The organism is Paraburkholderia sp. GW821-FHT02A12 (assembly GCF_059422005.1).
This window is the reverse complement of record NZ_JBWKWA010000001.1, coordinates 3,723,490-3,749,367: the sequence shown is the minus strand read 5'-3', so window position 1 is coordinate 3,749,367 and position 25,878 is coordinate 3,723,490. Positions and strand designations below refer to the sequence as shown.

General features: G+C 62.8%; 24 protein-coding genes and 1 pseudogene. 15 read left to right on the top strand and 10 right to left on the bottom strand.

The features are described from left to right. Positions 1 to 46: 46 nt before the first annotated feature. Positions 47 to 1,042, bottom strand: a complete 996-nt coding sequence (locus tag AC07WT_RS17180; RefSeq protein WP_492590523.1) for a bifunctional riboflavin kinase/FAD synthetase — start codon at positions 1,040 to 1,042, stop codon at positions 47 to 49. A gap of 117 nt (positions 1,043 to 1,159) precedes the next feature. Here AC07WT_RS17180 and purN point away from each other — a divergent pair, with 117 nt between their 5' ends. From purN to nadC, 6 genes are all read left to right on the top strand, one after another. Next, entirely contained in the window at positions 1,160 to 1,813 is a 654-nt protein-coding gene (gene purN / locus AC07WT_RS17175) for a phosphoribosylglycinamide formyltransferase (RefSeq protein ID WP_494947871.1), read from the top strand. Next, the gene (locus AC07WT_RS17170) at positions 1,810 to 3,069 is read left to right on the top strand and encodes an RsmB/NOP family class I SAM-dependent RNA methyltransferase (RefSeq protein WP_494947870.1); all 1,260 of its coding nucleotides are present in this window, start codon (positions 1,810 to 1,812) and stop codon (positions 3,067 to 3,069) included. Before purN ends, AC07WT_RS17170 begins: the two co-directional genes overlap by 4 nt. A gap of 72 nt (positions 3,070 to 3,141) precedes the next feature. Beyond that, the gene (locus AC07WT_RS17165; protein WP_494947869.1) at positions 3,142 to 4,497 is read left to right on the top strand and encodes a mechanosensitive ion channel family protein; all 1,356 of its coding nucleotides are present in this window, start codon (positions 3,142 to 3,144) and stop codon (positions 4,495 to 4,497) included. 202 nt (positions 4,498 to 4,699) lie between these two features. After that, positions 4,700 to 5,896 carry a DesA family fatty acid desaturase gene (locus tag AC07WT_RS17160; RefSeq protein ID WP_492590527.1) on the top strand — a complete coding sequence of 399 codons (1,197 nt, stop codon included), beginning with the start codon at positions 4,700 to 4,702 and terminating at the stop codon, positions 5,894 to 5,896. A 130-nt stretch (positions 5,897 to 6,026) separates the two neighbouring features. After that, positions 6,027 to 7,166, top strand: a complete 1,140-nt coding sequence (gene nadA, locus AC07WT_RS17155; RefSeq protein ID WP_494947868.1) for a quinolinate synthase NadA — start codon at positions 6,027 to 6,029, stop codon at positions 7,164 to 7,166. Continuing rightward, positions 7,166 to 8,065: a carboxylating nicotinate-nucleotide diphosphorylase gene (nadC, locus tag AC07WT_RS17150; protein ID WP_494947867.1), complete on the top strand. Its 900-nt coding sequence runs from the start codon at positions 7,166 to 7,168 to the stop codon at positions 8,063 to 8,065. The genes nadA and nadC overlap by 1 nt, the downstream gene beginning before the upstream one ends. A gap of 98 nt (positions 8,066 to 8,163) precedes the next feature. Here the strand turns inward: nadC and nadB are convergent, their stop codons facing one another. The 4 genes from nadB to radC all read right to left on the bottom strand — a co-directional run bounded on the left by nadB (position 8,164) and on the right by radC (position 11,538). Next, positions 8,164 to 9,762 carry an L-aspartate oxidase gene (gene nadB / locus AC07WT_RS17145; RefSeq protein WP_492590637.1) on the bottom strand — a complete coding sequence of 533 codons (1,599 nt, stop codon included), beginning with the start codon at positions 9,760 to 9,762 and terminating at the stop codon, positions 8,164 to 8,166. A 255-nt stretch (positions 9,763 to 10,017) separates the two neighbouring features. Beyond that, positions 10,018 to 10,185, bottom strand: coding sequence for a 50S ribosomal protein L33 (gene rpmG, locus AC07WT_RS17140; RefSeq protein ID WP_007180630.1), 168 nt, complete (start codon positions 10,183 to 10,185; stop codon positions 10,018 to 10,020). Positions 10,186 to 10,195: 10 nt separating this feature from the next. Continuing rightward, positions 10,196 to 10,429, bottom strand: a complete 234-nt coding sequence (gene rpmB / locus AC07WT_RS17135; RefSeq protein WP_007180631.1) for a 50S ribosomal protein L28 — start codon at positions 10,427 to 10,429, stop codon at positions 10,196 to 10,198. Between the two features lie 239 nt (positions 10,430 to 10,668). Then, positions 10,669 to 11,538, bottom strand: coding sequence for a RadC family protein (radC, locus tag AC07WT_RS17130; RefSeq protein ID WP_494947866.1), 870 nt, complete (start codon positions 11,536 to 11,538; stop codon positions 10,669 to 10,671). A gap of 194 nt (positions 11,539 to 11,732) precedes the next feature. On the opposite strand from radC, the gene AC07WT_RS17125 reads away from it, so the two are divergent. The 7 genes from AC07WT_RS17125 (at position 11,733) to AC07WT_RS17095 (ending at position 18,792) form a co-directional block, all read left to right on the top strand. Next, positions 11,733 to 12,188, top strand: coding sequence for an FKBP-type peptidyl-prolyl cis-trans isomerase (locus AC07WT_RS17125; RefSeq protein ID WP_115098827.1), 456 nt, complete (start codon positions 11,733 to 11,735; stop codon positions 12,186 to 12,188). A 2-nt stretch (positions 12,189 to 12,190) separates the two neighbouring features. Beyond that, positions 12,191 to 13,150, top strand: a complete 960-nt coding sequence (gene ispH / locus AC07WT_RS17120) for a 4-hydroxy-3-methylbut-2-enyl diphosphate reductase (protein WP_115098826.1) — start codon at positions 12,191 to 12,193, stop codon at positions 13,148 to 13,150. A 541-nt stretch (positions 13,151 to 13,691) separates the two neighbouring features. Then, positions 13,692 to 14,891 (top strand): branched-chain amino acid ABC transporter substrate-binding protein, encoded by a 1,200-nt coding sequence (locus AC07WT_RS17115; RefSeq protein ID WP_492590532.1) that lies wholly within the window; start codon positions 13,692 to 13,694, stop codon positions 14,889 to 14,891. A gap of 229 nt (positions 14,892 to 15,120) precedes the next feature. Further along, the gene (locus tag AC07WT_RS17110) at positions 15,121 to 16,071 is read left to right on the top strand and encodes a branched-chain amino acid ABC transporter permease (RefSeq protein ID WP_492590533.1); all 951 of its coding nucleotides are present in this window, start codon (positions 15,121 to 15,123) and stop codon (positions 16,069 to 16,071) included. A gap of 26 nt (positions 16,072 to 16,097) precedes the next feature. Next, the gene (locus AC07WT_RS17105) at positions 16,098 to 17,267 is read left to right on the top strand and encodes an ABC transporter permease subunit (protein ID WP_492590534.1); all 1,170 of its coding nucleotides are present in this window, start codon (positions 16,098 to 16,100) and stop codon (positions 17,265 to 17,267) included. Between the two features lie 20 nt (positions 17,268 to 17,287). Continuing rightward, entirely contained in the window at positions 17,288 to 18,076 is a 789-nt protein-coding gene (locus AC07WT_RS17100) for an ABC transporter ATP-binding protein (RefSeq protein WP_492590535.1), read from the top strand. Next, on the top strand, positions 18,076 to 18,792 hold the full coding sequence (locus AC07WT_RS17095; protein WP_494947865.1) for an ABC transporter ATP-binding protein: 717 nt from the start codon (positions 18,076 to 18,078) through the stop codon (positions 18,790 to 18,792). The genes AC07WT_RS17100 and AC07WT_RS17095 overlap by 1 nt, the downstream gene beginning before the upstream one ends. Positions 18,793 to 18,905: 113 nt before the next feature. Here the strand turns inward: AC07WT_RS17095 and AC07WT_RS17090 are convergent. The 3 genes and pseudogenes from AC07WT_RS17090 to AC07WT_RS17080 all read right to left on the bottom strand — a co-directional run. Continuing rightward, positions 18,906 to 19,376, bottom strand: a pseudogene (locus tag AC07WT_RS17090) (GNAT family acetyltransferase); the annotation flags it as partial. Between the two features lie 11 nt (positions 19,377 to 19,387). Next, positions 19,388 to 20,572 (bottom strand): acetylornithine transaminase, encoded by a 1,185-nt coding sequence (locus AC07WT_RS17085; RefSeq protein WP_494947864.1) that lies wholly within the window; start codon positions 20,570 to 20,572, stop codon positions 19,388 to 19,390. A 376-nt stretch (positions 20,573 to 20,948) separates the two neighbouring features. Beyond that, a complete protein-coding gene (locus AC07WT_RS17080) occupies positions 20,949 to 21,980 on the bottom strand; it encodes a CDP-6-deoxy-delta-3,4-glucoseen reductase (RefSeq protein WP_494947863.1) in 1,032 nt (343 codons plus the stop codon). Between the two features lie 137 nt (positions 21,981 to 22,117). Between AC07WT_RS17080 and AC07WT_RS17075 the strand changes: the two genes are divergently transcribed. Next, positions 22,118 to 23,182: an NAD-dependent epimerase/dehydratase family protein gene (locus AC07WT_RS17075; protein WP_494947862.1), complete on the top strand. Its 1,065-nt coding sequence runs from the start codon at positions 22,118 to 22,120 to the stop codon at positions 23,180 to 23,182. 132 nt (positions 23,183 to 23,314) lie between these two features. Here AC07WT_RS17075 and AC07WT_RS17070 read toward each other — a convergent pair whose 3' ends face one another. Beyond that, positions 23,315 to 23,503 carry a hypothetical protein gene (locus tag AC07WT_RS17070; RefSeq protein ID WP_492590540.1) on the bottom strand — a complete coding sequence of 63 codons (189 nt, stop codon included), beginning with the start codon at positions 23,501 to 23,503 and terminating at the stop codon, positions 23,315 to 23,317. A 190-nt stretch (positions 23,504 to 23,693) separates the two neighbouring features. Then, positions 23,694 to 24,404, bottom strand: a complete 711-nt coding sequence (locus AC07WT_RS17065; RefSeq protein ID WP_494947861.1) for a pseudouridine synthase — start codon at positions 24,402 to 24,404, stop codon at positions 23,694 to 23,696. 94 nt (positions 24,405 to 24,498) lie between these two features. On the opposite strand from AC07WT_RS17065, the gene AC07WT_RS17060 reads away from it, so the two are divergent. Continuing rightward, a complete protein-coding gene (locus tag AC07WT_RS17060) occupies positions 24,499 to 25,746 on the top strand; it encodes an MFS transporter (protein WP_494947860.1) in 1,248 nt (415 codons plus the stop codon). Positions 25,747 to 25,878: the final 132 nt, after the last annotated feature.

Genomic DNA, 25,878 nt, shown 5'->3' with positions numbered 1-25,878 from the left:
GCGAGGGTACAGGCGGCACAGACAGCGCTCGCATGTACCGCGGCGGCTATCTAATTCGGTCGGTGGCCGAGGTGGCGAAACCGGTGGAACGGCTGCCCGGCGTGCCGGCGCCGACGGCCGCGAACCACGCGCGGGCATTGGCGACGTCGCGCGCAATGGCGGCGGTCAGCGTTTCGAGGTCGACGTACTTCTCTTCGTCGCGCAGCTTCTTGAGGAATTCGACGCGCACGAGTTTGCCATACGCGTCGCCGTGCCAGTCGAGCAGGTGCACTTCGAGCAGCACGCGGCCGGAATCGTCGACGGTGGGGCGCAGGCCCAGGCTTGCGACGCCCGGCAGCGGTTCATCGGTCACGCCATGCACGCGCACCACGAAAATACCGGCGAGCGCCGGGCGCTTGTGCGCGATCGGCAGATTGAGCGTGGGGAAACCGAGATCGCGGCCGAGTTTCATGCCGTGTACGACGTGGCCGCTGATCAGATAGTCGCGGCCCAGCGCTGCCCGCGCCGAGTCGAGGTCGCCCGCTACCAGCGCCGCGCGCACGCCCGAACTGGAAATCCGTGCGCCGGACGGATCGGCCACCGTGGCCATTTGCTCGACTTCGAAACCGTACTGTTGGCCCGCGGCCTTGAGCGACGCAAAATCGCCGGCGCGCTTCGCGCCGTAGCGGAAGTCGTCACCGATCATCACCCAGCGCGCATGCAGCCCGTTGACGATGATCCGTTCGACGAACCCATCCGGCGACTGGCTCGCGAAAGTGTGATTGAAATGCTCGACCACCACGCGGTCGACGCCGTTGGTGCGCAGCGCCTCGAGCTTGTCGCGCAGCATCGCGATACGCGGCGGCGCGCCGGCGGGGTTGAAGAACTCGCGCGGGTGCGGCTCGAAGGTCATCACGCAGACGGGCAGGCCGCGTGCATCGGCTGCCGCGCGCACATGGGCGAGCAAAGCCTGATGGCCGCGGTGGACACCGTCGAAGTTGCCGATTGTCAGTGCGCAGGGCGCACGGCTTTCAGCATTGGGAAGACCGCGGAAGACTCTCACGATAGCGGGTTTGAGGTAGGGTGGCCGAGGTGCCGCAAAACAAACGATTATAAACGCTCAGCGCAAGACACGGCGGCGCGTCGCGGTTTCGGTGTCCCCGAATGATAAAATCCGCGGATGAAAAAACTCGTCATCCTGATTTCCGGGCGGGGCAGCAACATGGAAGCCATCGTTAGCGCCTGTTCGCGCGAAGGCTGGCCGGCGCAGGTCGCCGCTGTGATTGCCAACCGTCCTGACGCCGCGGGCCTTGCGTTCGCGGCGTCGCACGGCATTGCCACGGCGGTGGTCGACCACCGCCAGTTTCCCGACCGCGAGCGCTTCGACGCCGCGCTGGCGCGCGAAATCGACGGCTTTACGCCCGACCTGGTCGTGCTCGCCGGCTTCATGCGGGTGCTCACGCCCGGTTTCGTCGACCATTACGCCGGGCGCATGCTGAACGTGCACCCGTCGCTGCTGCCGAGCTTCCCGGGCCTTAAAACCCATCAGCAGGCGCTCGACGCGGGCGTGCGGCTGCACGGCGCGTCAGTGCATTTTGTCACGTCGCAGCTCGATCACGGGCCGATCGTCATGCAGGCGGCTGTGCCGGTGCTCGCAGGCGACACCCCCGCCATGCTCGCCGGGCGCGTGCTGGCAACCGAACACATTATTTATCCACGCGCGGTGCGCTGGTTCGTCGAAGGGCGTCTTGCTCTCGACGGCTTGCGTGTCACGCTTACGCCGCCGGAGCCGCAATGGCTCTTTGCCGGTCACACCGCCGGAGAGGGCGTATGAGATTGCATGGTTTTCTGATTGGACAAACCGAGACTTTGCTGGCTGAAGTCCTGAAACTGAACGGCCCGGCCGACGCCACCACCAGCCGCTTCTTTCGCGCCCACCCGAAGCTTGGGCACGGCGAGCGCGGCGTGATCGCCGAGGCGGTCTTCGCGGTGCTGCGCCGGCGCATGGAATTCGCTCATCTGGCCGAAAGCGGCGCGGGCAGCCCTGCGCGCCGCATGGCCTTGCTCGGCCTGATGCAGACGGCCGGCCGCACGGCGCTCAAGCCGTTCGTGTCCGAAGCCGAATCGAAGTGGCTCGAACACGTTGCGACGATCGATCCGGCGAGCCTGCCGTTGCGGATTCGCCTGAATCTGCCCGACTGGATCTGCCAGGCGCTGAACAAGCGGTTTGAAGCCGAAGAGCTGGCGCAACTGGCCGCCGCGCTGAACTACCCGGCGCCGCTCGACCTGCGCGCGAACCCGATCAAGGCGAGCCGCGACGACGTGCTGACCGCGCTGTCGAAGGCCGGTATCGAGGGCGGCGCGACTCCGTTCGCGCCGTTCGGCGTGCGCGTGGTCGGCAAGCCGCCGCTCACCAAGCTCGACGCGTTCCAGCACGGCTGGGTCGAAGTCCAGGACGAGGGCAGCCAGCTGCTGTGCTCGCTGGTCGCACCCAAGCGTGGCGAGATGATCGTCGACTTCTGCGCGGGCGCGGGCGGCAAGACGCTGGCGCTGGGCGCGGCAATGCGCTCCACCGGGCGTCTCTACGCATTCGACATCTCCGAGCGGCGTCTCGCCAAGCTCAAGCCGCGCCTTGCGCGCAGCGGGCTCTCGAACGTGAATCCGGTGCTGATCGACAGCGAACACGACGCCAAGATCAAGCGTCTGGCCGGCAAGATCGACCGCGTGCTGGTCGATGCGCCGTGCAGCGGCTTGGGCACGCTGCGCCGTAATCCGGATCTGAAGTGGCGTCAGTCGCCGGAATCGGTGGCGGAACTGGCGCCGAAGCAGGCGTCGATTCTGGCCAGCGCCGCGCGTCTGGTGAAAAAGGGTGGCCGGCTCGTCTACGCGACCTGCTCGATCCTCGAAGCGGAAAACGAAGCGATCGTGCAGCAGTTCCTCGCCGATCATCCCGATTTCGCGCTGGTGCCCGCGCGCGACGTGCTCGCGGAACAGCGCATCGATCTGGAAATGGGCGATTACCTTTCTCTGTGGCCGCACCGCCACGCCACCGACGGCTTCTTCGCCGCCGTGCTGGAACGTCAGAGCTAAGCACAACAGGCTTGTTTGCCGGCGCCTGCGTTCTTTCTTCGAGCGCGGCGCGCCGGCGATCTCGGCAATATCATGCAAAACCGCATTGTTTCTCATATGTTCGGCGACCTTGCGCGCGACTTCGGCCAGCCGGTGATGCTGTGGCAGGTCGGCGTGCTGCTCGGGACGCTGGCGATCGCGTGGCTGCTTGCGCGGGTGCTGCGGCGCTCGCTCGATCTGCGGCGCCAGACGCGCTACCAGACGCTGCGCTTCGGCGCGGAAAGCCTGAACCGCGCGTTTTTTCCGCTAATTGGCGCGGCGCTCGTCTGGGTAGCCAGAGCGATCACCGGCCAGTTCATGCATACCTCGCTGCTCGACCTGGCGCTGGTGCCGCTGTTCGGCATCGGCCTGATTTACATCGTGTTTTTCTTCGCGCGACGGGTGTTCAGCCACGATGGCAAGACCCATCCGTGGCTGTTTCTGGTCGAAAAGATCGTCTCGCTGCTCGTCTGGGCCGGCATGGTGCTCACCGTGATGGGCATTCAGGACGACGTGATCCAATGGATGGCCAGCGTGCAGTTCCGGGTCGCCAGTGCGCACATGACGCTGCTCTCGCTCATCACGGGGCTGTTGTGGGTGTGCGTGACGATGATCGTCGCGATGTGGCTCGGCTCAACGTTCGAAGACCGGCTGATGCGCTCAACGACGCTCGATGCCAATCTGAAAGTGGTGGTGGCGCGGGTCGGCCGCGCGGCGTTCGTGCTGGCGGCGGTGTTGATCAGCTTGTCGCTGGTCGGCATCGATATTACGGTGCTGGGCGTGTTTGGCGGCGCGCTGGGCGTGGGGCTCGGGTTCGGGTTGCAGAAGATCGCCAGCAACTATGTGTCGGGTTTCATCATCCTGATCGACCGCTCGCTGCGAATCGGCGACACGATCAACGTGAGCGGCTTGCAGGGCATGGTCACGCAGATTCGCACCCGTTACACGGTGGTGCGCGGTCTCGACGGCATCGAAACGCTGATTCCGAACGAAAAGCTGATCACGGATGTGGTACAGAACCAGTCGTCGTATCTGACCCGCGGCTATGCGAAGGTAGCGGTACAGGTCGCGTACACGTCCAATGTCGAGCAGGCGATGGGATTGCTCACTCAAGCCGCCGGGGGCGTCGCGCGGGTGTTGCAGGAACCGGCGCCCACGCCGTATCTCGCCGGCTTCGGCGCCGACGGTATCAATCTCGAACTCGGCTTCTGGATCGAGGACGCGGCAACCGGCACAGCGAGCGTGCGCTCGGCCGTCAATCGCAATATCTGGCGTCTGTTCTCCGAGCACGACATCTCGATTCCGTTCGCGCAACGCGAAGTGCGAATCGTCGGCAACGTGAGCGACGCAGTGCCGCGACCGGTAGCAATGACCGCACCGGCAGAGAATCAGGCCGACAACGCCCTCTGACGGGCATTCGAACCCGCCGGCAGGTCTCAAAAAGATCGCCGACGGGTTCCATACGGTTGATACCGCACAAAAAATCCCTATTTGTTACAAACACTTGGAACGCTTCAAGTAGAATGTCGTCCAATCCCGCTGTATGCTTTCACTTTCTTGACATGCGCATTTTGCGTGTGTCTCGTGTCTCTTGTTCCACAGGTAAATTGCCTTGTTGAATTCCTTGCTCGATTTTCTTGCCCACGGCCTGTTGCACTTCTCGTGGTGGCAACTTGTGCTGTACACGCTGATCGCAACCCACATCACGATCATTGGCGTGACGGTCTATCTGCACCGCTGCCAGGCGCATCGCGCGCTGGAGCTGCATCCGGTCGTCAGTCATTTTTTCCGTTTCTGGCTCTGGATGACCACCGGCATGCTGACCGGCCAATGGGCCGCGATTCACCGTAAGCACCACGCGAAGTGCGAAACCGAAGAAGATCCGCACAGCCCGCAAACGCGCGGCATCTGGAAGGTGCTGCTCGAAGGCGCGGAACTGTACCGTGCCGAAGCGAAGAACGAAGAAACGATGCGCAAGTTCAGTCACGGCACGCCGAACGACTGGATGGAGCGCAACGTCTATACGAAGTACCCGATCCTCGGCGTGAGCCTGATGATGGTGCTGAACGTCGCGTTGTTCGGTGTCGTCGGGCTGACGATCTGGGCCGTCCAGATGATCTGGATTCCGTTCTGGGCCGCCGGCGTGGTCAACGGCCTCGCGCATTTCTGGGGCTACCGCAACTTCAACTCGTCGGATGCAAGCACCAACATATTCCCGTGGGGCATCATCATCGGCGGCGAAGAGCTGCATAACAATCACCATACGTATGCGACGTCGGCCAAGCTGTCGAACAAGTGGTACGAGTTCGATATCGGCTGGATGTACATCCGCATCATGTCGGCGTTCCGTCTTGCCAAGGTGAAGAAGATCGCGCCCACGCCGCGTCTGACCACCGGCAAGCTGGTGCTCGATCAGGACACGTTGCAGGCCGTGCTGGCGAACCGCTACGAAGTGATGGCGCGCTACGGCAAGGCGCTCGAGCGCGCGTACCGCCAGGAACTGGCGCATCTGAAGGAAGTTGGCGCGCGTGAGAAGTATCAGGTGATGCGCGGCGCGCGTAGCTGGTTCCACAAGGAGGAGGCCGGTCTGGACGAGCCTCAGAAGCGCCAGTTGCCGCAAATCTTCGCGAACAGCCAGAAGCTCAAGACGTACATCGAGTTGCGCAATGAGCTGGCGGCAATGTGGGAACGCTCCAATGCATCGCGCGATCAGTTGCTGATCCAGTTGCAAGACTGGTGTCATCGCGCTGAGGAGAGCGGCATTAAAGCACTGCAAGAATTCGCGATGCGTCTGCGCCGCTATGCTTGACCACGAAATCTATTAAAATTTCGTTACGTCACAAAACCCCGCGTTGGCGGGGTTTTGCTTTTTGGGCCGCGGAAATCGCGATGGACAGCGATTGACAGGGCGCGGCGGCAGAGCGAAGGCAGAGGGGATCATGGATCAGCAGGCGATCAGGGCCGTCGAATACGACCGGCCACAGGCGCAGGGCAACACCTGCGGGATCGGGCAGGCGTGGGCGAAGGTGCCCGTCACGCCGTCGGCGGAAGAAAAGGTGGCGCTGAAGGCGCGTATTCGCGCGTTGCTTGCGCGTGAGAAAGCCGTGCTCGTCGCGCACTATTATGTCGATGCAGAATTGCAGGAGCTCGCCGACGAAACCGGTGGTTGCGTCGCCGATTCGCTGGAGATGGCGCGCTTCGGCCGCGACCACGAGGCGCAAACGCTGGTGGTCGCCGGTGTGCGCTTCATGGGCGAGACCGCGAAAATCCTGAGTCCGGACAAGCGCATCCTGATGCCCGACCTCGATGCGACCTGTTCGCTCGACCTCGGCTGCCCGGTCGATGAATTCTCGGCTTTCTGCGATGCTCATCCGGATCGCACGGTCGTCGTGTATGCGAATACGAGCGCGGCGGTCAAGGCGCGCGCGGACTGGATGGTGACGTCGTCGATCGGTCTCGAAATCGTCGCCGATCTGCATGCTCGCGGCGAAAAGATTATCTGGGCGCCGGATCGGCACCTCGGCAGCTACATTCAGAACAAGACCGGCGCGGATATGTTGTTGTGGCAGGGCTCATGTCTCGTGCACGACGAGTTCAAGGGCATCGAACTCGATCTGCTGCGCGCCGAGTATCCTGGCGCCAAAGTGCTGGTGCATCCGGAGTCGCCGGCAAATGTGGTCGCGCAGGCGGACGTGGTCGGCTCGACAACCCAGCTGATCGACGCCGCGCAGAAGCTCGACGCAACGCATTTCATCGTGGCGACCGATCTCGGCATCCTCCACAAGATGCAGCTCGCTGCGCCCGGCAAGACCTTTATCGCGGCGCCGACCGCGGGCAACAGCGCGACGTGCAAGAGCTGCGCGCATTGCCCGTGGATGGCGATGAACGGCCTCGTGAATCTGGCCGACGTGCTCGAGCGCGGCCACAACGAGATTTTCGTCGATCGTGCGATCGGCGAGCGGGCGCGTGTGCCGATCGACCGGATGCTCGACTTCGCCGCGCGTCATAAGAAGCGCGTACAGGCGAGCGGCGATCTCGCGCGCGACGCGCAACTGTATTCGAACGTGGGGGCGGCGTAATGGGGGCGGTTGAACTCAGTCAGGCCGAGGCAGTATCGCCGCTGTTCGCTGAAATCCACGCGCAGTACGGCGCGGCGTTCGATGCCGCATTGGCGCGCAATGTCGCCGACGCGCTGGCCGAAGATGTCGGCGCCGGCGATCAGACAGGCCGCCTTGTGCCCGCGGACGACGTGCGCGATGCACGCATCATCGTGCGTGAAGATGCGGTGCTCTGCGGCGTACCGTGGTTCAACGCGGTGATGCGCCAGGTCGATCCGCGCATCGACGTGCGGTGGCGTTATCGTGAAGGTGACCGGATGACGGCAGACACGCCGGTTTGCGAACTGCGCGGCCCGGTCCGTGCGTTGCTGACGGCGGAACGCAACGCGCTCAACTTCCTGCAACTGCTGTCGGGCGTGGCGAGCGCAACGCGCCGATATGTCGACGCGATCGCGCACACGCGAACGCGCATCCTCGACACGCGCAAGACCTTGCCGGGCTTGCGGCTCGCGCAGAAATACGCGGTCCGCGTGGGCGGCGGCGCGAATCAACGGCTTGCTTTGTACGACGGCATCCTGATCAAGGAAAACCACATCGCGGCGGCCGACGGTGTCGGCGCGGCGATGGATGCGGCGATTGCGTTGAATGCGGGTGTGCCGATCCAGATCGAAGTCGAGACGCTGGCGCAATTGGAAACCGCGTTGGCGCATCGCGCGCAATCCATTCTGCTGGACAACTTCTCGTTCGATGCGATGCGTGACGCGGTTCGCATGACGGCGGGGCGGGCGGTGCTGGAGGTGTCTGGCGGCGTGAACTTCGAGACGGTGCGGACCATCGCGGAAACTGGCGTTGATCGCGTGTCGATCGGTGCGTTGACCAAGGACGTGCGCGCGACGGATTACTCGATGCGGATCGTCTGAGCGGCGTGCAAGCGCTGTGGCAGCCAGGCGCTGCGCCCGCAAATGAAAGGCCATCGTGGGTTGATCCGCGATGGCCTTTTTTAGTCAGCTCGTACCTATCACACGTTGCGGTTGCGCACGTGCTCCGGCGATAGAACCGTCGGCAGCGCTTTGGGCAGGGTCGCCGGCCAGTCGCGGCTGAAGTGCAAGCCGCGGCTTTCGCGCCGCGAGCGCGCGCCGTCGACGATCAGCGACGCCACGTCGACCAGATTGCGCAATTCGAGCAGATCGCGGCTCACCTTGAAGTTCGCGTAGTACTCGTGGATCTCGTCGCGCAGCAGCGCAAGCCGATGTTTCGCGCGCGTGAGCCGCTTGTCCGTGCGCACGATCCCGACGTAATTCCACATCAACCGGCGCAACTCATCCCAGTTGTGCGCAACCACCACTTCTTCGTCCGGATCGGATACGCGGCTTTCGTCCCAGTCAGGCAGCGGTGCATGGACGGCGGCGCTGAAGCCCTCTTCCTCGATTGCCTGCGCCGCGGACCGTCCGATCACGAGGCATTCGAGCAACGAGTTGCTGGCGAGCCGGTTGGCGCCATGCAGGCCGGTGCAAGACGTTTCGCCGACTGCATAGAGTCCCGCGAGATCCGTGCGCCCCGCCAGATCGGTTACGACGCCGCCGCACGTGTAGTGCGCGGCGGGGACGACCGGGATCGGTTCTTTGGTGATGTCGATGCCGAATTCGAGGCAGCGGGCAAGAATCGTCGGAAAGTGTTCGCGCAGGAATTTGGCCGGCTGGTGGCTGATGTCGAGATATACGCAATCGATGCCGCGCTTCTTGATCTCGAAGTCGATCGCGCGCGCAACGATGTCGCGCGGCGCGAGTTCCGCGCGTTCGTCGTGGTTCGGCATGAAGCGCGTGCCGTCCGGAAGTTTCAGGATGCCCCCTTCGCCGCGTACCGCTTCGGAAATCAGGAAGGACTTGGCGTACGGGTGGAACAGGCAGGTTGGATGGAACTGGATGAACTCCATGTTCGACACGCGGCAACCGGCGCGCCAGGCCATCGCAATGCCGTCACCGGTCGCGGTGTCGGGATTGGTGGTGTACAGGTAGACCTTGCCTGCGCCGCCGGTGGCGAGCACGGTGTGCGGCGCCTCGATCGTTACAGTGCGGCCGCTTTGCAGATCGAGCGCGTACAAACCGTGGCAACGGCGGCCCGGCAAACCCAGGCGGTCGGACGTGATCAGATCGATCGCGTAGTGGTCTTCGAGCAGGGTGATGTTCGGGTGACTGCGCACGCGTTCGCTGAGCGTGGCGACCACCGCATGCCCCGTGGCATCCGCCGCATGAATGATCCGCCGATGGCTATGACCACCTTCGCGTGTCAGATGAAAGCCGAGTTCGGCGGCGTCGTCTTTGGTGAACGGCACGCCTTGCGCGATCAGCCATTCGATTGCCGCGCGCCCGTGTTCGACGATGAAGCGGGTGGCCGCTTCGTCGCACAGGCCACCGCCGGCGATCAGCGTGTCGCGCACGTGATTTTCGATGCTGTCCGTCGAATCCAGCACCGCGGCGATGCCGCCTTGAGCCCAGTCGCTCGCGCCTTCGGTCATCGATCGCTTGGCGACCACCGCAACCCGCCGTGTCTCCGCGAGATTGAGCGCGACGCTCAAGCCCGCCAGACCGCTTCCGACAATCGCCACATCGAATTCCATCGCCTGCATCTCCGTCTTTCGTTTTGCCATGACGGCGCGCCATCCGCTCGCCGATAAACGAGAAAGGATACGCGCCGCGGCGGGCGAGGGAAAGCTGGCTGATGGACCTAAGACTGTCTTAAGCGATAAAGCGCTGTTAAGCGGCGGACAAAGACGGCAAAGGCGAGACACTGGGCGCGCCAAAAACAAAAAAGCCTCGCACGAATGCGAGGCTTTTTTGCATGTCTTTTGCCTTCGCCAGGCAGGAGCCAAGATTTACTTGATCTTGGTTTCCTTGTACTCAACGTGCTTACGGACGACCGGATCAAATTTCTTGATCAGCATCTTTTCCGGCATGTTGCGTTTGTTCTTCGTCGTCGTGTAGAAGTGACCCGTGCCTGCGGTCGATTCCAACTTGATCTTGTCGCGTGCGCCTTTCGCCATGATTTACTCCTTAGGCTTCACCGCGTGCGCGCAGATCTGCGAGCACAGCGTCGATACCGTTCTTGTCGATCAGGCGCAGGCCGGCGTTCGAAACGCGCAGACGCACCCAACGGTTTTCGCTTTCCACCCAAATGCGGCGGTTTTGCAGGTTCGGCAGGAACCGGCGCTTGGTTTTGTTGTTCGCGTGGGAAACGTTGTTGCCGCTCATCGGCGCTTTCCCAGTTACTTGGCATACGCGTGCCATGAGAGCACTCCTAATACGCTAATTCTGAGTTCGAACGCCGTGAAAGTTTCCCGGAAAGAACCGCGCTTAAGTTTTTGAAACTTCAGTCGCTTTTCCTTTCCAGAAGGCCTTGGTGGCTTCGGAACAGGGGGTTGGAAATAGGCAAACCGGAATTCTAGCAGAAAAAAAGCCGCAAAATCAAACCTTATTTGCGACGCTGGATATGGCGCCGTGCTTTCATAGTCTTGACTCAGGCCCCGTCACGGCCAGCCGGCGCGGGCGAACGAGTACGTGTGATCGGCGCCGATCACGAGGTGATCGATCAATTGCACGTCGATCAGCGCCAGGGCGTCGCGCAGCGTGTGCGTCAGCCGGCAGTCGCTCGCGCTCGGCTGGACGGCGCCGGAAGGGTGATTGTGCGCGACGATCAGGCTGGCTGCATTCAGGCTCAGCGCTCGCCGCACGATCTCGCGCGGATAGACCGCCATGCGCGTGAGCGTGCCCCGCGCGCTTTCCTCGCAACGGATCAGCCGGTGCCGCGCGTCGAGAAAGAGCGACACGAAGACCTCGTGTGGACGGCCGCCGATCAGCAGGCGCAGATAGTCCCGCACGGCTTCGGGCGAGTCCATGAGCGAGCGCGTACGCATTCTGTCGATCAGCGAGCGCCGCGCCATTTCCATGATGGCGAGCAACTGCGCCTTTTTTGCCGGGCCGATGCCGCGCAGGCCGTCGAAGTCCGTGTGGCTTGCATCGAGCATCGCGCGCAGCGAGCCGAAGCGGTCGAGCAGCGTGCGCGCGACGTCGAACACGTTGTGGCCCCTCAGGCCCGAGCCGAGCACTAGCGCGATCATTTCGGCGTCGGACAGCGCGCCGGGCCCTGCGTTGAACAGCCGCTCCCGCGGCATGTCGCTTTTGCGCCATTTGCCGCTTGCAGGCGGGCGAGGCGCGGGTGTACCTGCATCCGCGGCGGCCGCTGCGCCACGCGCTCCAGACGGCGTTCCCGGCAACGCCGGTTCCCGCGTCGCGGCAGCAGGCGTCCCGGCGGCCGGCGTCCCGGCAGCCGGCGTCCCGGCCTCGGGCGTGGCCGGTTTGGGCGGCGTTTCGTATATCGTGCAGGTGCAATCGTCCATATACTGGTCCTCGCTGTTTGGGTTTGTGGCGGCAGGTGGTGCCCGCGACTCCGGGGGGCGCGACAGACCCAAGCCGCCGCCCGCCATGTGGCTTACAATAAGCGTTTTGCGCACGGCACCCCGACGGTTTGCCACACGCGTCGACTGCGCCCGCGGCGCACGCGTGCAGCGCGCTTCGACTGAGCGAGCACTGCATGAGCATCATCGACATTTCCGAAGTGAAACCCGGTTCACATGTGACGCTTCACTACCGGCTTTCCCTTGCCGATGGCGCCGAAGTCATCAATACGTTTACCGACAAGCCGGCTACGCTGCTGCTCGGGGCCGGCCAACTCGCGCCGCCGCTGGAAGATATTCTGCTGGGATTGAAGGTCGGCCACCATTCGACCTTTCAGCTAGCGCCGGGTCAGGCGTTCGGCCCGCGCAATCCGGAGTTGATCCAGCGTGTGTCGCTGGCTACGCTGCGTGAGAACAGCATGATCGGGGAGGATTTTTCGCCAGGCGATCTGATCGAATTCAACGCGCCGGGCGGCGGCCGCTACGCCGGCGTCCTGAAGGAAGTCGGCGAAACGTCGGCCCTGTTCGATTTCAATCACCCGCTTGCCGGCCAGGCGCTGGCGTTTGAAGTGAAAATCATCGGGATTCTGTAAACATGAGCATCACGGATACGACTCTTGCCGAAACCGAGATCCTGCTGGCGCAGCCGCGTGGATTCTGTGCCGGCGTCGACCGGGCCATCGAAATCGTCGAGCGCGCCATCAAGCTGCACGGCTCGCCGATCTACGTGCGCCACGAAATCGTCCATAACGCCTACGTCGTCGAGGATCTGCGCAAAAAGGGCGCAATCTTCATCGAGCAGCTTGAAGAAGTGCCGGCCGGCAATACGGTCATTTTCAGCGCTCACGGCGTGTCGAAAGCGGTGCGTGCCGAGGCGGAATCGCGTGGCCTGAGGGTGTACGACGCCACCTGTCCGCTCGTCACCAAAGTGCATATCGAAGTCGCGAAGATGCGCCAGGACGGCTTCGACATCGTCATGATCGGCCACAAGGGGCACCCGGAAGTGGAGGGCACGATGGGCCAGGCCGGTGAGGGCATGCATCTCGTGGAAGACATCGAGGACGTGCAGGCATTGACGCTCGCCGATCCCGAGCGGATCGCGTTCGTCACGCAAACTACCTTGTCGGTCGACGATGCGGCCGAGATCATCGGCGCCTTGAAGGCGAAATACCCGGCGATCCGCGAACCGAAGAAACAGGACATCTGCTACGCCACGCAGAACCGCCAGGACGCGGTGAAGTTCATGGCGCCGCAATGCGACGTCGTGATCGTGGTCGGCAGCCCGAATAGTTCGAATTCGAACCGCTTGCGCGAGTTGGCCGAAAAGCTCGGCGTGCCCTCCTATATGGTGGACTCGCCGGACCAGATCGATCCGGTCTGGGTCGAAGGCAAACGCCGGATCGGCGTGACGGCGGGCGCCTCGGCGCCCGAGGCGCTGGCGCAGGCGGTAATCGGCCGGTTGCGGGAGCTTGGCGTGCGCAACGTGCGCGCGCTCGACGGCATCGAGGAAAACATCGCGTTTCCGCTGCCGCGCGGACTAGGCTTGCCTGCCTGACGATCCGGCAACACTTCTGAAAGAAAAGCGCGCCCAAGGGCGCGCTTTTTTTACGCCTGCAAGATGGCGCTTCCTCTAAAAATAAAGTGCCAGATCAACAAAAAGTGGCAATTCCGGTGCCGCCACACACAAATTATTTTGAATTGTGATCGCGTTTTTATTGAATCCGGCTTCGATGGGTCCCCATTTTATGGCGTCAAAACGATCACACCGATTTTTGGCGCACTAAAATAGTGCGTATGCGTCGATATCAACGGAAACGTAATACTTAACGCGAACCGCGATGAAATCAGGCATCGCGCCGGAGAGCCGCAACACTTGATGCGATTGGGCGCGAGGGTGGTGCAACTGATGCACGAAAAACAGTCGCAACCGGGTTGCGCCTTTTGATGGATTTCGCTCTCAAAATAAGGTTGCAATGCAGGAAAACCCCACCGGTTCAACAATATTGCGCGTCGCATAATTGGAGTTACAATGCGCGCGTTCTCAAGGCCTCCGGGTCCCGAACAATGGATTTTGCAAGGCGCAGGAGACCTACTTAATGCGAGTCAAATTTGCTTACGCCGTGTCCATCGCGACCGCGGTTGCGATGTTGACCGCGTGCGGCAAGAAGCAGGAAAGCGAGGCGGGCGCGGGTGCATCGGCTGTCGTGGCGGCAGCAGCGCCGACGAGCGAAGCGACTGTCGTGAAAATCGGTCATGCGGCCCCATTAACGGGCGGCATTGCGCATCTTGGCAGGGACAATGAAAACGGCGCGCGTCTGGCGGTCGAGGAAATCAACACGCAGGGCTTGACCATCGACGGTCACAAGATCCAGTTGCAGCTCGACGCGCAAGACGACGCGGCGGATCCGAAAACGGGAACGGCGGTCGCTGAAAAATTCGTCGACGATCATGTCGTCGCCGTGGTCGGGCACCTGAATTCGGGTGTCTCGATTCCGGCCTCGAAGATCTATAGCGACGCCGGCATCGTGCAGATTTCGCCGTCGTCGACGAATCCGGGGTATACGCAGCAAGGTTTCAAGACAACTTATCGGGTGGTCGCGACCGATGCCCAGCAGGGCCCGGCGCTGGCCAACTACGCGACGAAAGTGCTTGGCGCGAAACGCATCGCGATCGTCGACGATTCGACCGTGTACGGCAAGGGACTGGCCGACGAGTTCGCGAAGACGATACAGGCGAGCGGGGCGAAGATCGTCACGCGTGAAGCGACGAATGACAGGGCTACGGAGTTTCAAGCCGTCCTTACGAAGATCAAGCGTGTTCAGCCGGACGTGATCATGTTCGCCGGTATGGACGCGACGGGCGGGCCGTTTACCAAACAGGCGGCGGCGCTCGGTATCAGGGCAAAAATCCTTGGCGGCGACGGCGTGTGTACCGACAAGGTGGTTGAGCTGGCGGGAACCGCCGTGCAAAACCTGGTCTGTTCGGAGGCGGGAGTCGCGCTTTCGAAAATGGACAAGGGAGCGGACTTCGAAAAGAAGTACGTGGACCGCTTCCACACGCCGGTGCAGATTTACGCGCCGTTCACGTATGACGCTGTGTACGTGATTGTCGATGCAATGAAGCGCGCTAATTCGATCGAGGCGCCCAAGGTGCTGGCTGCGATGCCGTCCACCGATTACAACGGGGTAATCGGCCACATCGCGTTCGACGACAAGGGTGATTTGAAAGAGGGCGCCATTACGCTTTACGACTTCAAGAACGGCAAGAAAGCGGTTCTCGACGTCGTGAAGATGTGATGACGGGACGTTACGCCTGACGGCACCGAAACCACCCAACGGTGCCGTTTTTGCATCCGCTATCGGCGAGTCCGCGACTGCACCCCAGTCGTAAGACGAACCGGGCAGCGGATAACCCTTACCGGTCTTTTATATCAGTACCCGCAGTGCCGTTGAGATTCCGTCACGCATCACCGCCCACCGGCTGATGAAGAGCGCGAATCCAGCCGCACGGGCTAAGGAGCATTAAATGGATATCTTCATCCAGCAGATCCTGAACGGACTGGTGCTTGGCAGCGTTTATGCCATCATCGCACTGGGCTATACGATGGTTTACGGCATCCTGGGCATCATCAACTTCGCGCACGGCGATGTGTTGATGGTGGGCGCGATGGTTGCGCTCTCCGCCATAGGCGTGCTTCAGAACCACTTCCCCGGCCTCGGCAACGTGCCGACGCTCGTCATCGCGTTGATCATCGCAGCAGTGGTTTGCTCGCTGGTCGGCTACACGATCGAGCGCGTGGCCTACCGGCCGTTGCGTAAAGCACCGCGTCTCGCCCCGCTGATTACCGCGATCGGCGTGTCGATCCTGCTGCAAACCCTCGCGATGATGATCTGGTCGCGCAATCCGCTGCCGTTCCCGCAGCTGTTGCCCACTGACCCGATCAACGTGATCAAGGCCACCGACACGACGCCGGGCGCCGTGATCTCGATGACTGAAATCGTGATCATCGTGGTGGCGTTCCTCGTGATGGGCGGTCTGCTGCTGCTCGTGCACAAAACCAGGCTCGGCCGCGCGATGCGCGCGATCGCCGAGAACCCGGGCGTCGCGAGCCTGATGGGCGTGAACCCGAACTTCGTGATTTCGGCGACCTTCATGATCGGCTCGGCGCTTGCCGCTCTGGCCGGTGTGATGATCGCGTCCGAATACGGCAACGCACACTTCTATATGGGCTTCATCCCTGGCCTGAAGGCCTTTACCGCAGCGGTGCTAGGCGGCATCGGCAACCTCGGCGGGGCGATGGTGGGCGGGGTGATCCTCGGTCTCATCGAGCAGCTGGGCGCCGGCTATATCGGCAACCTCACGGGCGGTGTGTTCGGCAGTAACTATCAGGACGTGTTCGCATTCATCGTGCTGATCATCGTGCTGGTATTCCGTCCGTCGGGCCTGCTGGGCGAACGTGTTGCGGATCGCGCTTGATCCCGGGCCATAAGGAGCAAATAGACATGACCTCAATTCAACCGATCGAGCCGTCCACGACGCTCATTCCCGAGAAGAACCTGACGAAGATGCTGACCGTCGGCGTCATCACCGCGATCTTCGTGATCGCGGCGCCGATGATCATCGGCGCGGCCGGCGGCAACTACTGGGTCCGCGTGCTCGACTTCGCGATGCTGTACGTGATGCTCGCGCTGGGCCTCAATGTGGTGGTCGGCTTCGCCGGCCTGCTGGATTTGGGCTACATCGCGTTCTACGCGATCGGCGCTTACACGGCGGCATTGCTGAGTTCGCCGCACCTCGCGACGCAGTTCGAGTGGATCGCGCATCTGGCGCCGAACGGGCTGCACGTGCCGATCTGGCTCATCGTACCGATCGCCATGTCGCTCGCCGCGATGTTCGGGATTCTGCTCGGCGCGCCGACCTTGCGTCTGCGTGGCGACTACCTCGCGATCGTGACCCTGGGCTTCGGGGAAATCGTGCGGATCTTCATTAACAACCTCGACCGTCCGGTCAACATCACGAACGGGCCGAAGGGGATCACCGGCATTGCTCCGGTGTCGGCAGGCGGCTTCAGCCTCGCGCAGACCCACACGTTCCTCGGGTTCTCGTTCCCGTCGGTGTACATGTACTACTACCTGTTCGTGCTGTGTTCGCTGCTGGTGATCTGGACCTGTACGCGTCTGCAGCATTCGCGTATCGGCCGCGCATGGGCTGCGATCCGCGAAGACGAAATCGCGGCGAAGGCGATGGGCATCAACACCCGCAACGTGAAGCTGCTCGCGTTCGCGATGGGCGCGTCGTTCGGCGGCCTGTCCGGCGCGATGTTTGGCTCGTTCCAGGGCTTTGTGTCGCCGGAATCGTTCACGTTCTGGGAATCGATCGTCGTGCTGGCCTGCGTGGTGCTGGGCGGCATGGGCCATATTCCGGGCGTGATTCTCGGTGCGGTGCTGCTTGCCGTGTTCCCCGAATTCCTGCGTTCGACGATGGGTCCGCTACAAAACGCGGTCTTCGGCCATGAAATCGTCGATACGGAAGTGATCCGTCAGTTGCTGTACGGTCTCGCAATGGTTCTCATCATGCTGTACCGCTCGGAAGGCCTGTGGCCGTCGCCGAAGCACGAGGACAAGATTGCAAAACTGGCAAAGCGCGCCAGCAAGAAGCCGGTGCGTGCCTGAGGCCTGACAGGAGAAATGATATGAGCGCTAATGTGAGTGATAAGCAAATCCGACTGTCGGTGAAGGGCGTGAACAAGCGCTTTGGCGGCCTGCAGGCTCTGGCCGATGTCGGCCTCGAAATCCAGGAAGGCCAGATCTACGGCCTGATCGGCCCGAACGGCGCGGGCAAGACCACGTTCTTCAACGTGATCACGGGGTTGTATACGCCGGACTCCGGCGAATTCAAGCTGGACGGCATGAACTACACGCCGACCGCGGTGTACCAGGTGGCGAAGGCGGGGATTGCCCGTACGTTCCAGAACATCCGTCTGTTCGGCGGTATGACCGCGCTGGAAAACGTGATGGTCGGGCGCCACGTGCGTACGAAGCACGGTCTGCTGGGCGCGGTGTTCCAGACGCCGTCCGAGCGCCGCGAAGAGCGCGAGATCAAGGAGCGCGCGGTCGAACTGCTGGAGTACGTCGGCATTGCGCAGTACGCGGACTACACGTCGCGCAACCTGTCGTATGGTCACCAGCGTCGTCTGGAAATTGCCCGCGCATTGGCGACCGATCCGAAGCTGCTGGCGCTGGACGAACCGGCCGCCGGCATGAACGCGACCGAGAAGGTCGAGCTGACCAAGCTGCTCGACAAGATCCGCAGCGACGGCCGTACGATCCTGCTGATCGAACACGACGTGAAACTGGTGATGGGCCTGTGCAATCAGATGACAGTGCTCGATTACGGCAAGGTGATTGCCCAGGGTCTGCCGCATGACGTGCAGAAGGACCCGAAGGTGATTGAGGCTTATCTGGGTGCGGGGGTCCACTGATGGCTACGGCAATGTTGAAAATCAAGGGCCTGCAGGTCAATTACGGCGGCATTCAGGCAGTCAAGGGTATCGACCTCGAAGTCGCGCAGGGCGAACTGGTGACGCTGATCGGCGCGAACGGCGCGGGCAAGACCACGACGATGAAGGCGATCACGGGTCTCAAGCCGTACTCGGCAGGCGACATCGAGTACATGGGCCAGTCGATCAAGGGCATCCCGGCGCACGAGCTGCTCAAGCGCGGTCTGGCGATGGTGCCGGAAGGCCGCGGTATTTTCGCGCGCATGTCGATCGTCGAGAACATGCAGATGGGTGCTTATCTGCGTAACGATACGGACGGCATCAAGGCGGACGTCGATCGCATGTTCGGCTTTTTCCCGCGCCTGAAGGAACGTGCGATGCAGTACGCGGGCACGCTCTCGGGCGGCGAGCAGCAGATGCTGGCGATGGCGCGCGCGATCATCAGCAAGCCGAAGCTGCTGTTGCTCGACGAACCGTCGATGGGTCTGTCGCCGATCATGGTCGAGAAGATCTTCGAAGTGGTGCGGTCGATCTCGGCGGAAGGCATGACCGTGCTGCTGGTCGAGCAGAACGCGCGTCTCGCGTTGCAGGCGGCGAACCGCGGCTACGTGATGGACTCGGGTCTGGTCACGATGTCCGGCGACGCCAAGCAGATGCTGGATGATCCGAAGGTGCGGGCAGCGTATCTGGGTGAATAAGCAGGTGAATAACCAGGGTGCGTGAGCAAGCTGACGTAAGTTTGCTGTGCCGATGAAAAAGGCCGCATGCGTATTCGCATGCGGCCTTTTTCACTTTCGAGAGCGTCCAGGGCTCAAGCCGCCGACGCAGCCACTTCACCCAGGCGCTTGCCGAGACTGATCACTTCGTCGGTGCGATAACCGAGCGCTTCATAAAACGCGCGCACGTCGGCCTTCGCGGACAGCACCTGCAGATTCAGCTTAGGGCATCCGCGTTCGGTCAGCGCTTGTTCGACATGCGCGACGAGACGCGTGCCGATGCCATGCCGGCGCAACGAAGCATCCACCGCAAGCGAATACAACCATCCCCGGTGCCCGTCGTAGCCGCCCATCACCGTGCCCACGATTCGCTCGCCGAGCGTGGCGACAAAGAACAGTTCCGGTTGCGTCGCCAGCTTGTTGGCGATCGACAGATGCGGATTGCGCTGCGGCTTCGTCACGTCCCGGTACTCGGGGAATGCCTGTTGCCACAGCGCGACCACGGCATCGGTGTCGCGCGCGTCGAAACGGCGGATCGATAGCGTTGCGGCCGTCGTCATGCGTGCGCTCCGAGCGGTTACAGCGTGTCGAGAATCGAACGCAGCATCGCCATCATCTGGTCGATTTCTTCGTTCGTGACGTTCAGCGCCGGCATGAAGCGCAGCAGGTTCGGACGCGCCGCGTTCAGGAGCAGGCCGTCGGGTTGCATGACACGCGCCTTTTCGACGATCTGGTTGCCGATGTCCTTGCCGAGCAGCAATGCCCGCAGCAGACCTTCGCCGCGTTCGCCCTTGAAGCCGCGTTCTTCCGACAGCTCCAGCAGCTTCGTGCGCAGATACTCTCCGCGCGCGCGCACGCCTTCGAGGAAACCCGGCGCCGTCAGTTGCGAGATCACCGAATAGCCGACCGCGGTCATCAGCGGATTGCCGTTGTAGGTACCGCCCTGATCGCCCGCTTCGAACACGGCGACTTCGGCCTTTGCCAGCAGTGCCGCGAGCGGCACGCCGCCGCCAATGCCCTTGCCGAGCGTCATGATGTCCGGCTCGATGCCCGACAGTTCATACGCGAACAAGGTGCCTGCACGGCCACAGCCGCTTTGCACTTCGTCGACGATCAACAGCAGGTTGTGCTGTTTGGTCAGCGCGCGCAGTTGCTGCATGAATTCGCGCGTGGCCGGAATCACCCCGCCTTCACCTTGAATCGGCTCGAGCATCACCGCGACGGTGTTCGCGTTGATGAGCTTTTCCACCGATGCGATGTCGTTCAGATCCGCCTTCGGGAAGCCCGGCACTTGCGGTGCGTAGATGGTGTCCCAGCCCGGCTTGCCGCTTGCCGACATCGTCGCGAGCGTGCGGCCGTGGAAGCTGTGATCGAACGTGATGATTTCGAACGCGCCGTCCTTGAATTTCTTGCCCCACTTGCGCGCGAGCTTGATCGCGCCTTCATTCGCTTCGGCGCCGCTGTTGGCGAAGAACACCTTGTCGAAGCAGCTGTGCTGCGTGAGCAAACCGGCGAGTTGCGCCATCGGGGCGTTGTAGAACGCGGGCGACGGATTGAGCAGCAGTTGCGCCTGCTTGTTCAGCGCTTCGATCATGCCGTCGTTGCAGTGGCCGAGGCTATTGACCGCCCAGCCCTGGATGAAGTCCAGATATCGCTTGCCGTTATTGTCATAGAGCCACGAACCCTTGCCGTGCGTGAAAACGATTTCGGGCCGGTTTGTGATGTACATCAGCGACTCGATCGGGTACTCATTGAAATTCATGACGGCAGGCTCCAGACGGCGGGGTCAAGGGTGAATGAAGGTTTGGCCAAAGTGAAACAAGGGCCGGGGGAAACGAAAAAGCAAACAAAAAAGCCACGGCATGCCGTGGCTTTCATGATTCGAACAGCTTGCGCCTTTGTGTGGCGCGAATCCGTGACGAAGCCGGCGGCGTCCCTAGGGGAGCGGCGAGCGGCGACGTCGGAGTTCGGATTGGATGCGGTTCATGCGCGAAAGAATACGACATCGCGTGCGATGGTGTAAACCATGAATTTGCACAGATTCGCGATAAGGCGGATTTTGCGCATCCGTCTTATCGCTGACATGTTGCTCGGGAACGGCTCGATCGCATGGTCGTGAGATCGGGCCGCGCAGCCCCTCAAACCGCGTTCGCCAGATCCGCCGCGCTGGTAAACGAATCCGCATAGAACTCGTCTTCCGGCAGGCCATGATGCTGCGTGAAATCGCGTTGCGCCGATTCGACCATCACCGGGGCGCCACATGCATATACCTGGTACGCCGACAGATCGGGCAGATCCTCGATTACCGCGCGATGGACGAAGCCGACGCGGCCCGTCCACGCATCGTTCGCGTCCGGCTCCGACAGCACCGGCACGAACTTGAAGTTCGGAATATCCTTCGCCCATTGCCCGGCCAGTTCGAGCAGATACAGATCCTTCTTGCAGCGCGCGCCCCAGTAGAGCGTCATTGGCCGCCCGAGGTTCTTGAACACCGCGTGTTCGACGATCGCCTTCAGCGGCGCGAAGCCGGTGCCCGAGGCCAGCAGCACGATCGGCTTGTCCGAATCTTCGCGCAGGAAGAAGGTGCCGAGCGGCGCTTCGAAGCGCAGGATGTCGCGCTCTTTCAGCGTGTTGAACACGTGATCCGTGAAGGCGCCGCCGGGCATGTGGCGAATGTGCAGTTCGATCGGGCCTTCCGCGTGCGGCGCATTCGCCATCGAATAGCTGCGGCGTTTGCCGTCCTTCAGAATGAATTCGAGGTACTGTCCGGCCAGATATTGCAGACGTTCGTTAGCCGGCAGTTGCAGCTTCAGCACCACGACGTCGTCGGCCTTGCGCTCGATTGCGTTGACGCGGCACGGCAGCTTCTTGACCTGCACGTCGCCGACACCGGCTACTTCGCGGATATCCACTTCGAGATCGGAGCAAGCCGTGGCGCAGCAGAAGAGCGCCATGCCGCGCGTCTTCTCGTCGTTCGACAACGCGGACGACGAATGCTGACGCTGCTCGATCTCGCCGCTGACCACAGTGCCTTTGCAAGAACCGCAGGCGCCGTTCTTGCAGCCGTACGGCAGGCCGATGCCCTGGCGCAAGGCGGCGCTGAGCACCGGTTCGTCCTGTTCTACCTGAAACTGCCGGCCGCTTTGCCGGAGAGTGACGTTAAATGCCATAGAGTGTTCGAATTCGAAAAGTCGGTAATCGTTGTCAGACCCGCGTTGTCGGCCTCGCGTTGTCAGCCCCGCGTTGTCGAACCCGCGGCGCCAACTGCGCGGTACCTGCTGCGCTTGACGGCTACAATGCGTCCACCATGAAAGCGACACGAAAATTCCGCCGGCCGCGCGTGTTGATTGTCGGTTGCGGCGATGTCGGCATGCGCTGCGTGCCGCTGCTTGAACCGCACGCGCATGTCTTCGCGCTGACCAGCCACGCCGGGCGCCGCGCCGAATTGCGCGCCGCGGGCGTGACGCCGCTGGTCGGCGACCTCGACGCGCGCCGCAGCCTGCAGCGGCTCGCGGGTCTCGCGCCGACCGTGCTGCATCTCGCGCCGCCGCAAAAGACCGGGGACGACGACCGCCGCACCCGTGCCTTACTTGCGACGCTGAGCGCTCGTGGCCCTCGTGTCTTGCGTGCCGCGCGTGACACCGTCATGCCGGTGGCACGGCAGCGCCGCGTTCGTGCTGCGTGGATGGAATCTGAAGCAGCCAATATTGTACCCGACGGGGTGCGGCGAGCCGCCGGTTTGCGCACGCCCGTGCGGCTGGTATATGCGAGCACGACGGGCGTCTACGGCGATTGCGGCGGCGCATGGATCGACGAAACGCGCGCGCTGCAAGCCGCCAATCCGCGTGCGAAGCGCCGCGTGTCGGCCGAGCGGCAACTGCGGCACGCGACGGCCCGGGGCGCGATCGCGGCAAGCATTGCGCGGATTCCGGGCATTTATGCCGGCAACCGTCTGCCGCTGGCACGGCTCGACAAGCGCACGCCGGCTCTGATCGATGCCGAAGACGTCTACACCAACCACATCCACGCCGACGATCTCGCCGCGATTCTGGTGCGCATGTGCACGCACGGCCGGCTGGCGCGTGTGATCCACGCGTCCGACGACACGTCGCTGAAAATGGGCGAGTACTTCGACGTGGTGGCCGATGCGTTCGGCCTCGAGCGCGCGCCGCGCATCACGCGCGCGGCGGCGGAGCAGCAGATCGAGGCGAATTTGCTGTCCTTCATGCGGGAGTCGAGGCGGCTGGTGAACCGGCGTCTCAAAGAGGAATTGCGCGTGCGGCTGCGCTATCCGAGCGTTGAGGATTTTCTACGGGAAATTTGCGGCGGAACCGGCGCGGGAAGCGCCGGCGAAGCGAAAGGGCGCAATTGAACTCCACGAACGGTTCATCGAATGCGTTTTGCCGCGAGCAAAAAAACAGCCGCGCCGGGCATCGCCGTGCATTACCCGGCAAAACGCTCGCGCCGGGCCGGCCATTGGCCGGCCGCGTGTGGCCCCGCCGCCTTACGTGAGCGCCGGCAGTGCTTCCAGCAGCAGGAAGCACAGCATCGCGCCGATCAAGGCGCCGATAAGATTCGGATGATACTTGTGCCGCATCCGCATTGCGACCAGCAGTCCGCCAATCAGGACCAGCCCAAGGCACGTGAAAGCAATCATCGCGTACGAGATCTCGACGGTGTCGTGGATGATCATGACGCCCCTCCTTGAACCCTTTGTAGTCGTTGTTTAATCGAGTATAGAGTGGGTTGTAAGGAAGAGCATGCTGCGATGCAGCGCGCCACAGGGCTTTCAGCAGACGCTATGTGCGGATGCGAAGATTTTTTTCGTGGCCGTTCAAGGCCTTGAGCGCGCGGTACCCGCGCTGTACCTGCGTTGTACCTGTTTACCCGCTCCGTAAAGATCCGAGGTCGGCTTCGTCGAGCCATTGCCACGCGCCTTCTGCAAGTGTGGCAGGCAATGCAAGCCCGCCGATCTGCTCGCGATGCAGCGCTTCGCAGCGGTTGCCCGCCGCGGCGATCATCCGCTTGACCTGGTGATATTTGCCTTCCATCACGGTGAGTTCCAGCGCGTGGTCACCGCGGGCCCGCGCGTTCACGGCTGCGATCGGTTGGGGTTCGCCGTGCAGCAAGACGCCGTCGCGCAAGGCGCTCAGTTGTGTGTCGTCGACCGGATGGCGGGTGGTCGCCACGTACACCTTCGGCACCTTGCGCCTGGGCGACGTGAGCGCATGCACGAATTTGCCGTCGTCGGAGAGCAGCAGCAGGCCGGTGGTGTCCTGATCGAGTCTGCCCACGCACTGCACGCCGCGTGTGGCGAACTGCGGCGGCAGCAGGCTGAATACGCTCAGATGATGCTGCGGCTCGCGCGAGCATTCGTAGCCGGCCGGCTTGTTCAGCAGCAGGTAGGCATGCTCGCGATACGGCCAGACGACGCCGTCGACGCTGAACTGGAACGCGCCGTCAGCGGTTGCAAGATCGGCGTCGGGATCGGTATGGGCATGGCCGCCGATTGTCACGCGGCCGTCGGTGATCAGCGCGCGGCATTGGCGGCGCGAGCCGAAGCCTTGAGTAAAGAGGATGCTTTCGAGATTCATGGCGAGCGAAGAATAACACCGCAAGAAGCGGAGCGCCGCGCAGCGTCGAAGCGGCCACGATGGTCTCCTCAAGTCCAGTCGAATGAGTTCGCCGATGCACGCCACGTCCACCTCATCCACGGTTCGTCTGCCGGCCGCATTCCAGCGGCTCGCGTGGTCGAACCTTGTCGCGCAGTCCGCTGAGCAGATCAGTCTGGCCGCCGCGCCGCTCGTCGCGGTGTTCGCGCTCGGCGCCAGCGCGCGCGACACAGGGCTGCTGCAAACCGCGCAGACGCTGCCATTCCTCTTGCTGTCGATTCCACTCGGCGTATGGGCCGATCGCCGCTCGCGCCGCACCTTGATGACGCTCGCCGAAAGCGTGCGGGTCGTCGCCATGCTGAGCGTGCTGATGCTCGTGATGGCACACGCGCTCAGCTTGCCGCTGCTCGCCGTGCTCGGCTTTGTCGCCGCGACCGGCACGGTGGCCTACAACGTCGCGGCGCCTTCGCTGGTGCCTTCGATCGTCGCGCGCGAAGCATTCGCGAGCGCCAATGGCCGGCTCGAACTCGCGCGCAGCGTTGCGTATTCGGCGGGGCCAGCGCTCGGCGGCTTGCTGGTCGGCTGGATCGGCGCGGGTTGGGCGTATGGCTGTGCGGCAGTGCTGTCGGCGCTGGCCGTCGTGCTGCTGGCAGGTCTGCGCGAACCGCCGCGCGCGGCGAATGCGCAACGTCACTTCTTGCTGGAACTGCGCGACGGCACGCGCTTCGTGCTGCGCGATGCGCTGCTGCGTCCAATGCTCGCAACCGCCGTCTTCTTCAACCTCGGTTTCTTCGTTCTCCAAGCCGTCTACGTGCCGTACGCGGTGCATCGGTTGGGTCTGAGCGCGTCGGCGGTCGGCGTGACGCTCGGTGCGTACGGCGTCGGCATGGTGTGTGGCGCGCTTGCCGCACCGGCAGTCGCACGACGTCTCGCGTTCGGCCGCGTACTGATCATTGGACCATTGTGCGGTTTGCTCGCGTCGCTCGTGATGGTGGCGACCCTCGTCGCGCCGTCGTTCTTTCTCGCGATGCTGAGCTTCTTCCTGCTCGGCGCCGGACCGATTCTGTGGGTGGTCGGCTCGACCACCTTGCGCCAGGCGATCACGCCCGAACGAATGATGGGCCGCGTCTCCGCGATCAACAGCACCGCGACCTATGGCGCGCGTCCGCTGGGCGCGTTGCTCGGTGCGGCGATCAGCGCGCGATGGGGGATGGACGCCTGTCTGCTTGCGGCGGCTGCGGCTTTCGCCGTGCAGGCGCTGATCATCGTCATGTCGCCGGCCGCGCGTCTTGCGCGGATTCCCGAGGGCGCCGCCGCCGCTTGATGAAAACCGGTTTTCAGCGGAGAGCCGCGCAACGTCCCGGCGTGTCGGCGGCCCCCGCGAAAACCCTCGAAAATGAAAATGAATTTTTTTCGGCGAGGTTTCCATGTAAATATAATTTCATCCTATTTGCAT